The organism is Klebsiella sp. BIGb0407, from assembly GCF_024807845.1.
Lineage (GTDB): Bacteria > Pseudomonadota > Gammaproteobacteria > Enterobacterales > Enterobacteriaceae > JGM124.
In genome coordinates this window covers 270294-279330 of sequence record NZ_JANUEQ010000008.1, presented here as the reverse complement: position 1 = coordinate 279330, position 9037 = coordinate 270294, and the positions used below count along the sequence as shown (strand labels likewise).

Annotated in this window: 7 protein-coding genes; all 7 read right to left on the bottom strand. The window is 49.0% G+C overall.

The genetic code is table 11. The annotated features are described in order from the left end of the window. Positions 1 to 2777: TipJ family phage tail tip protein (locus tag M2387_RS21350; RefSeq protein ID WP_259052453.1), on the bottom strand; the 2777-nt coding region annotated here is incomplete at its 3' end. Positions 2778 to 2832: 55 nt separating this feature from the next. Continuing rightward, positions 2833 to 3414 carry a tail assembly protein gene (locus M2387_RS21345; protein ID WP_259052452.1) on the bottom strand — a complete coding sequence of 194 codons (582 nt, stop codon included), beginning with the start codon at positions 3412 to 3414 and terminating at the stop codon, positions 2833 to 2835. Next, positions 3411 to 4115, bottom strand: a complete 705-nt coding sequence (locus M2387_RS21340; RefSeq protein WP_259052451.1) for a C40 family peptidase — start codon at positions 4113 to 4115, stop codon at positions 3411 to 3413. Before M2387_RS21340 ends, M2387_RS21345 begins: the two co-directional genes overlap by 4 nt. Position 4116: 1 nt before the next feature. Beyond that, positions 4117 to 4869, bottom strand: a complete 753-nt coding sequence (locus M2387_RS21335) for a phage minor tail protein L (protein ID WP_259052450.1) — start codon at positions 4867 to 4869, stop codon at positions 4117 to 4119. Further along, a complete protein-coding gene (locus M2387_RS21330) occupies positions 4866 to 5213 on the bottom strand; it encodes a phage tail protein (protein ID WP_259052449.1) in 348 nt (115 codons plus the stop codon). Before M2387_RS21330 ends, M2387_RS21335 begins: the two co-directional genes overlap by 4 nt. A 17-nt stretch (positions 5214 to 5230) precedes the next feature. Then, positions 5231 to 8725, bottom strand: a complete 3495-nt coding sequence (locus M2387_RS21325; protein ID WP_259052448.1) for a phage tail tape measure protein — start codon at positions 8723 to 8725, stop codon at positions 5231 to 5233. Further along, positions 8706 to 8975 (bottom strand): phage tail assembly protein T, encoded by a 270-nt coding sequence (locus tag M2387_RS21320; protein ID WP_259052446.1) that lies wholly within the window; start codon positions 8973 to 8975, stop codon positions 8706 to 8708. The genes M2387_RS21325 and M2387_RS21320 overlap by 20 nt, the downstream gene beginning before the upstream one ends. Positions 8976 to 9037: the final 62 nt, after the last annotated feature.

Sequence of the window (9037 nt, the reverse complement as noted above, 5' to 3'; positions counted from 1 at the left end):
GCACCAACAATGGCATCGGCATTCTTCTGAATGTCCTCCGCCATTTTTTCAGCATCACGAATTATGGCGTCAGTCGTTTCTTTCCCGGACTCAACCGCGCCAACAATGGCATCGGCATTCTTCTGAATGTCCTCCGCCATATCTTTGGCATCAGCAATAATTTGGTCAGTGGTCTGCTTGGTTGACTCGACAGCAGAGGCGAGGTTTTCAGCATTATCCCTAATAGCATCAGCCAGCGCGGCAACTTTTTCGCTTTCTTCAAGTGCGCTTTCGAGTATCTCTTTGAACAGGTCAGAATCTTTGATTTCATTCAGGATTGCGTCGGTTATATCAGAAACATCAATACTGGCTTCACCCTGAATCCAGTCTGTGTAACCTGACTGATTTCCGGTTTTATCAACCAATTGAGCACGATACATAAAACGCTGGCCGGACTTTAACCCCATTTGCTGATAGCGACGCTGTGGATATGGAACATCGGCCAGCAAAATAGCATCATCAGCTTTCCCGGTAGCGCTGTACTGAATCTCTGTTTTTAAGGTGTCGCCAGTATTAGCAGGGAATCCCCAGTTCAGCTCTATACCGAAAACAACATTTTGAGAGGCGGTGAATCCAAGTGGTTTTGGTGGGCTGCCCACCTTCCCAGTTAACCCCACCTCTGTGGATGTCGCCCACACAGAACTAATATCACTGGCGTTAATCGCCCTCACTCGAGCGGTATAACGTCCGGAGTAAATACCTTCAACATCAAATCCGAGAGAGTTGATTCGTGGCGTATTGACCCAATCGCCATTGTCTTTGCGCCACTGACATTCATAAGCAATCGCATTATTCGGTGCCAGCCAGGATATCCGCATGGTTTCCACGCTTAACCCCTGAACTACACGGCTGTAACTCTCAATTGATACATCAGTCGGTGGAGCCTGCACGCCGGGCGGAATGGCAGAGATAGGCCTTTCATCAAGTCGAGCCCCTGAATCAATAGCCGCATATTTATCCGGATTGTGGTAAACACCACTAATTGTAAATGTGTTGTCGTCGTTATCTTTAACCGACGTCACGCGATACTGCTGAATAGCAACATCCCGTGCGTCAATACTCCATACCGCCTCAGGCTCAGGCGCCACACTCCAGGCCGTAGATACAGTAATCAACTTCCCATTTACGGCCTGTATAGTGCGGGCCTCTGATTTGCCAGAAGGAAGGTTTACCAGTAGCCGGTCACCTACGGTAGCATCCGGGATGCGATCAAGCGTGATAACGCGACCAGTCACTGAGCTGACACGCCCCCCCATGATCCGACCGGAAAGACTTTGGTCAGCAACATAGATAATCCGTCCAGGCTGCGGGATAAACCCATCAAGCCCCGCATTGAATGTAATTAACCGGTCTTTGGCATTGGTCAGTAATATCCAGCGACCACGGCGGTTAGCTTCCGTTCTGCGGGTGCAACCGATGGCTGTAATTGATGTCTTGCGAACACCATAACGGCGAACCAAATCGGCCTCAAATACAGGCTCTGGTTCATCTGAATAGTGATTATCCGGATCAGAGAACGAAACTATTGCAGTGGAATAACGGTCACGTTCGCTACCACTGGAATATATAAACTTTCCATCAATAACGTTGGCGCGGGTATAGACATAGTTACGTTCATCGTTTGCCGCTGGCATATCAGCAATCGCTACAACTTGGTTGTTTGACCAGTAGGTCATGCCGCGGAAAATTGATGCCAGATCACGCAGAACCGTGAACGCCTCATTCTGGCTCTGAATATAAACATCACACAGAAAGCGAGGTTCGGTCCCCCCTCGCCCGTCAGGCACGAGCTGATCACAGTATTGTGCTATTGGGTAGAGCTCCCACTTATCGATTTGATACGCGGAAATTCTATCGCCCAGACCAAATCGCTCACTCAGTAATATGTCGTAGTAAACCCAGGCAGGGTTGTTTGAGTAAGCCCATTTAAATGAACCATCCCAAGTACCAGAGTAGGTGCGTGATACCGGATCGTAGTTGGATGGAACACGAATAATTCGCCCACGCGCTTTAACACTGATTTGTGGGATGTTATTGAACTGCTTAGCGTCAAACGTTACAAACAGCAGCGCGGTATTTGGATACCGCAACTTGGCGTCGATAATCTCTGAATAGGCCGCGATATTAGTCGTGTCTGTTATCCGGTTTGAGGTGCTATCAGGCGTGGAGCGAGTAACTCTGACTTGCCAGCCGGTATTGGCTTTCGGTAAATCAATGCGATGGCTACGCTCATACAGTGACGTAGTTTTACCGTCAAAGGCACCATTCAGAACAGTAGAATATCCTCCGCCATCTGTTGATAGTTCAATTTTGTAATCAACATGATAACCAACAACATCACCGTCATCTGTCTGGCGCTGCAAAGCTGGAACACCAAGACGAACCCGAACAGCAGACAGCTGTGTATTACTAATCGCCCTGGTCCAAGGCTGGTTAGCTTTCAATGCTGTATTAATGGTGATTTCATTCTCAACCGCTGGCATCCCAGGGATGTAGTCCTGCATCTGAGTGCCCGCACGAAACTCCCAGGTAACACCGGGATAGTTAACGGTGCCATCAGTGGACTCAATCGGGGTGCCATCAAACAAAATATCTTTTGCAGTAATGCCGTCAGCAAATTCCCCCTCACCAAGGCCTATCAGGATTTTTGCTGTTGCGATGGAGTGCAGGGAGTCTGGGGATTCGGTTGGTGTTCGCGCATTACTGCTTCCCCCTTTCCTGCCTTTGATATTTGCCATATTGCATCCATAAAAAAACCACCCGTAGGTGGTTGATTGGAAATGATGGGGACGATTACTGGTCGTTGGTGTAAATACCGGCTGAAAATATTGCACCGCCGATTTCACGTTCGCCGTATAAAAGGCCAACTGGGTTACCCATTGCCGTTGTATTGACAGGACCACCAAATGCGTATGACGGAGTATTCTCCGGGGACTGCCTGGAAGCTAGGCCGGATGCCTGGGGGGATAGCATTTGAACAACACCGCCCAACATCATTGTAACAGCGATATTAAGCATCATATCGCTCGCTGCAATACTGACGCCAGGGGCAAATGCGCCAACAGCAATAAGCGCCACACCGAGAACTATTTGCAGGAAACCCGCTCGCTTACTGCCTGATATTATAGGAGCAATACGGATTTCAGCCCCCCCACATCCGTGCTTTAACTCATCCGGTCCTATGTTCTGCTTTCCCTTGAACACAGCAAATCGAATACCTTGCATATGCGCCGTAGACATATATTGCTCAAAGCCAGGAATGATGACAGAAAGTGCGCGACATGCTTCTGCCGGACTATCTACCACCAGCTTATGAACACGGCCAAACATAGCCCCTAATTTGCCGTAAAGTCGGATAGTTTTAAGTTCATTCATGGCAAATCCTTATGTCTGACGACCTTTATCGTGCGCTCACGAAAATACCCGCCGTAAGGTGTTTTACAGGAAAGTTGGCCATAGAGATGATGAAGCAACTGATTATCTGCAAGTAGAACACCAGCATGATTAACGACACTGGCGCTAACCTGCATCATTACCACGTCACCAGGCCGTGGCTCATCGACTTCTCGGAAACCGGCTAAATACCAATTATCCATGTAGAGATTTTCACCCTGCTCCCACCATAACCGCTCGACGCTGTAGTTATTCAGCTCGATGCCCTGCTGGCGGTGCCAGTCCATAACAAGGGACCAGCAATCAGCATGACCCAGCACAAAAGCACGACCTTCAAGCGGTCGCTCAGTACGCGGCATGATTGTACGAATATCGCCCTCCGGCCAGGAGGCAATTATCCAGGGTATGCCGTGAGCATCACACTGGATCATGTCCAGTTCACTGGGTTGCGTAGTTGCCCCGTCTCCAGGATGTGAATGAACAATAGCTGTTATCGTTCCCCAGTCTTCAGCAGAAGCGAAATCTTCAGGTGATAACTCAAACTGTTGTTCAGGTAGTGCTGTGATATTGCGACAGGGGTAATACTTCTCTACCCTGCCTTTCTGCACTACCAGGCCGCAACATTCACGCGGATATTCAGACTCTGCGTGAGCCAGGATAGCTGTAATCGTTTTATTTCGCATGTTATCTCCGTATCAGCGATGCGCCAGGAACGCCACCAAAATCCAGCTGTTCATCAGGGCCAAATCGAGCCTTACAGTCAGCCAGCAGGCCAGAACATTTATCCTGCGAGGGGTCAGTTACGGGATTGCCTTTGAGGTCAAACATTCGTGAGCCGTTATAAGAGCAGCCATTACCAGTGCGGTACTGATTGCGACATGCCCAGGTACAGATGGCACTGATTTCGCGAGTCGGGATAACCAGTCCCTGCAGATCCATCGGACTGGAGAGTTCAAACTCAATCAATTCACCCGCCGCCTCATTGATCTTTCTATCAATAAAGAAAACCTGCTTAAAACACTGAGAGGCATCAGAAGATGAATTACCGAACGGAAAGTTTCTGGCATCGAGATAGTGAGTAAGCGTATCAATGATGGTTACTTTGGCTTGTGCCATATCATCGAAATGGAGGCAAAGCGCAGTCACCACACCATCAATATTGGCGACCCTCAGGGTAGGTTTAGCTGCCTGTCCATCACTCGATGCCTCCAGCCCTTCGATTTCAAATGGAAATGCACTGTATTCCTCACCATCGAACCAGATTGACTTGGCGGATAGCTTTGACTCATCGCCACCGGCCGAGGTAATTTCCTCTGGTGTATGTGGAATGGTGTTAGCATGAAATCGAAGGACATCTGCGCCGAACGCTGTCCCGTCTACAGAAACAAGCCGTATCTTATTACCCGGCTCCAGCTTTTGAATATCGTTTGTAATCATGCAGAATAAGCCTGTTCAAAATTAGCGCTGACCGTTGCCTGTGTTTTCCCGTTAGGCACCATCCGTATTGATGCGGGATCCACACGGTACAATCCCTTTTCACCGTGCGGTGGGGTCCAGATAAATGACTTGGTACGATGGCGGCGACAGAAATCCCTGATGGATATCGCTGTGGCCAGTGGACCTCTATATGAGTATGGAAATTTAATTTGCTCTGAATTAATCCCATCTTCAGATACTTGACTGTATCCATCACCAAATTGCGCTTTACGGATTGTCTGGTTGTATTCGGTCGCAGGCTGGCCTGCAACCTGTGTAGGCCACATAAAGGTTTCAATTGTCATGGATTACCTTACGAGAATTAACGAGTACGCATTGCGTTAAAAAGCATGCCCCCAGGACGAAGCGCTTTAAGCATGTGATCCTGACAGAACTTATCCAGCATTTTCATCATTGCCTGACTCGTGGCATCAGTGCCGCCAGATGTTTTGGATGTTGCCGTGCCGTCACTCTGAAGAATGATGGTGTTATGAAAAACGGGGCTTCCACCACCAGCATTACCCGCCACCACACCCAGCTTGCCGTTAGCACCTCTTCTGAGAGGCAGGATAGCTTCAGGGCCCGCTTCACCCATCACTCCCCCACCATTAGCAAAGGCAAAGAACGTCGGTTTATCAACAATGCTGCCACTGTATGCGCTGAGTGATGCGGAGTTATAAACACCGCCATTGGCATTGGCTTTTACTCCACCGCCGCCAAACATACCTATGACGCTATTAACTCCGTTCACCAGCTGCATTTTGATAAGTATTTCTGTCAGCATACTAAGGATGCTTTTTGTAAAATCCTTGAAGCTGGCTTTACCCGTAGTCAGAACTGATGTCAGATATGAAGAAACGCCATTTAATGCGCTGGAACTGGCACTTTTCACCTGCTCATAGGTGTTAGTGGCTGCATCAGAGTAATCAGCCCAGCTCTTTTGGGCTCCCGCTTTCCAGTCACCACGCAATTTATCTTCTTCAGCAAAGTAACTTTTTGCCGCATCCAATTGTTGCTTATAGCCCTGATCATCCAGAGAGCCGCCAGCATTCTGCCAGCCACTGCGTAACTGAGCATAAACAGACTCTCTTCCCGACTCTCGATCACTCAAGGTTGAACTGGCTTTTAAAGCAGCCTGTTTCTCAGCCATCTGATTGACATATTTCTGAGAGGAATCATTACGCTTATTGAGCTGTTCCTGGGCAGTAATCTGATCGCCCAGTAAGGCAAGCTGCTCTTTCAGAGCGAGAGTTTGCTGGGAACTTGCCAGTAACGATTGCTCTTTTGCTGATAACTGACGCTTAAGCGGCCCGTCCTGAGCCTGCTGGAGAATGTTGATTTTTGCCTGATAATTCCATAAGTCTTTACGCTGCTGACTGATAACGTCATTAACTGACTTATGCTCTTTCAGGGTCTCAAGTTGCGCCTGCAATGCCAGTAAATCAGCCTGGGCTGAATCTTCAGCCTTAATACCTGCCGGGGGAGTGTAAGCCTTACCCTTTGGTACTACCGGGTCCTTGAACTTATCATTGATATTTTTACGGACGCGAGCTTCATCCTCCTTGCTGATGACTGCCCCTTCTTTGATTTTCCTGGTCAGTGCATCCTGAGCTTTTATCCTTTTCTCTTCATTGCTCAGCGTGTCTTTTATGAGTTCATTTACGTCTTGCTGAGCGGCGATACTTTTCTGCTGTTTAGACTCATAATCACTAATTGAACTGTTAAGGACATCCTGTGTGACTTTTTCACTAATCAGGCTCTCTAAGCGCTCTTTTGCAACATCACGAGCCTTCGTTTCACGCCTCAGCTCATCAGACTTCCAGTTTCCATACGGCCCCGCGTTTTCTGTTTGTCCTTTTTGCTTTTTTGCCAGATTTGTTTCTGCGCGATCCAATTCAGCGGTCGCGTCGAGAATTCTTTGCTCGATGGAGACTTCACGCCCGATGTCCAGCATCGAATCCCAGGCTCCTTTAGCGGCATCACCCAGCCATTTCCATGCTTTCTGGAGAGTACCGAGGCTTTCCTGAATCTGTTCAGAGCGCTGCTTCATCGTGGCAGCATAGCTTTCCGTGGCAATCCGGGCGGCTTCCTGCTGATTACCTTCGTCCTGCAATGCTTTGACCTGGTTATAGGTTGCCAGTGTCAGGAAGCGGTATTTATCATTAAGTTCAGATATCGCCGCTACCGGGTTCTTCGCTATTCTTTCGAACTCGGATACTAAACTATCAATAGATTCGCCCGTCGCATCGTTCATCGCTACAACAGACTCAGTGACAGACTGCAAAGCACTTTTGGCTATTTTCCCGCCAGAGACAACCCGATTCAGTGCTTCAGCGGCTACCGCCGTAGGGTTACTAGTGCTTTCAGCAACCATCCTTGCCATATCAGCAAGCTGTCCGGAGGTCATGCCCGCCTGGTTGCCCGTCATAATCAGCGATTTACTGAACTCGTACTGCTCTTTACTCCCCTTGTACCATGCGTAAGTCAGCGTCCCGACAACGGCAGCCAGCGCAAGAATACCCACCTTTGTCGGAGACAGGATGGATGATAATTTACCGGCATTTTCCGCATTTTCAGCTAAACCATTCGCACTATCAGACAGAGAGTCACTGGCCTCGTCGCTCGCATCGCTGACGCCAAAAAGCCTCTCTCTTATGATTTCAAAAATGTTTCCGACGCCACCAAATGAGTCAGATATCTGACCGCCTTGTTGCATCAGTATCAGCCACAACGGCATGCCACCAGCAATCGAGGTGGCAATATCCGTAAACTGTGCGGGGAGCATCCTCATCGCCTGCTTGTATTGCCCGGCAGATATCGCACCCGTTTTCCAGGCGCTTTCCTGTTCACGAAGCTTGGCAATGAAAGGTGCTGACTGGGCAGATACACCCATTTGCGCAGCTTTTAATTCCAGCAGTTCTAATTGCGTTTTTCCTATTGCATCCGTCTGACTTTTCAGCGAATCAATAAAGCTTTTTTGCGCAGCCTCGGTTCTTTTTGCCTCTGCTGCGGCCTGTCTGTCAGCAGCCGCTTTTTCACGGGCAGCTTGTGCTGCCAGTTTGTTTTGCGCCGCTTCATTCTCTAACGCAAATTCCATTTGCCTTATCTGAGCAATTAAAGGCGCTGCTTCTGAAGAAGCACCGTTAAGCGCTGCCTGGTATTCGAGAATGTCAGATTTGGATGCCTTGAATGTTGCGGCCTGTTGAGTCAGAGACTGTATAAAGTTATTCTTTGCCTGCGTCGCTTTATGGGTTTCTGCGGTAGACTTTTCTTCTTCACGCCTGAGTTCTATCTCCCGGGCGGTTGTCCGACTGACTAACGCCAGATAATCCTGCTGGCTGATGTTCCCCTCAGTTCGCGCATGCCGAAGCTGGGCCTGGATAGCGGTTAATGATTGCGTTTCGCCGGATAGTCGGTTAACAGCATCAATTTGCTGGAAAAAAGCCTCAGTCGCGGCATCTTGCTGTCTCGCATTTTCTGCCGACTTAGCCTGGTTTTCTGCCAGTTTCTGAGAAAGGGCCGTGACACGATTTTCTGTGTCCTCCAGGGCCTGGGAGGCTTTTTGCCAGTCGCTGGTCATGGCCGTTGTCGCGGCGGTATGCTTCTCCTGGATATCAAGCGCGGCTTTCTCGCCAGCACTGCCCATCTCTTTCATCGCCTGAGCCTGGCGCTCAGCAAACCGCGCCATTCTCTGACTGGAGAGCTCAGATGTGTCTGCCATCCCTGTAAGCAGATTTTTTATCCGAGGAATTTGCTCAGTAAATGATGCGCTGTCTACATCAAGATTAATGACCAAATCACTGATTTGCTGGGTCATAGCGTATTCCCCCGTAAAGCCCTTCTCCGGCCAGCATTAATTCGTCATCACTCATATCCGCCTCATCATCGTCTGTTTGTCCTAACAGACTGAAATCAGCAGCAGATATATCGCTATCACCCGTAAACATGCCGACAATCAATGCCCTCATTGTGGCGAACTCGGCATCCAGTAACTGATCGCTGAAAGGCACGGAACCGAAGTGTTTTACCCACCCGGAAAACTCTGACGCACTCATACCGCTTAGCATGGATCGCCAGTCAGGACGACGAAACTCATGGGCTAAGCGGTGAATGAAAGCATGTTCACGGG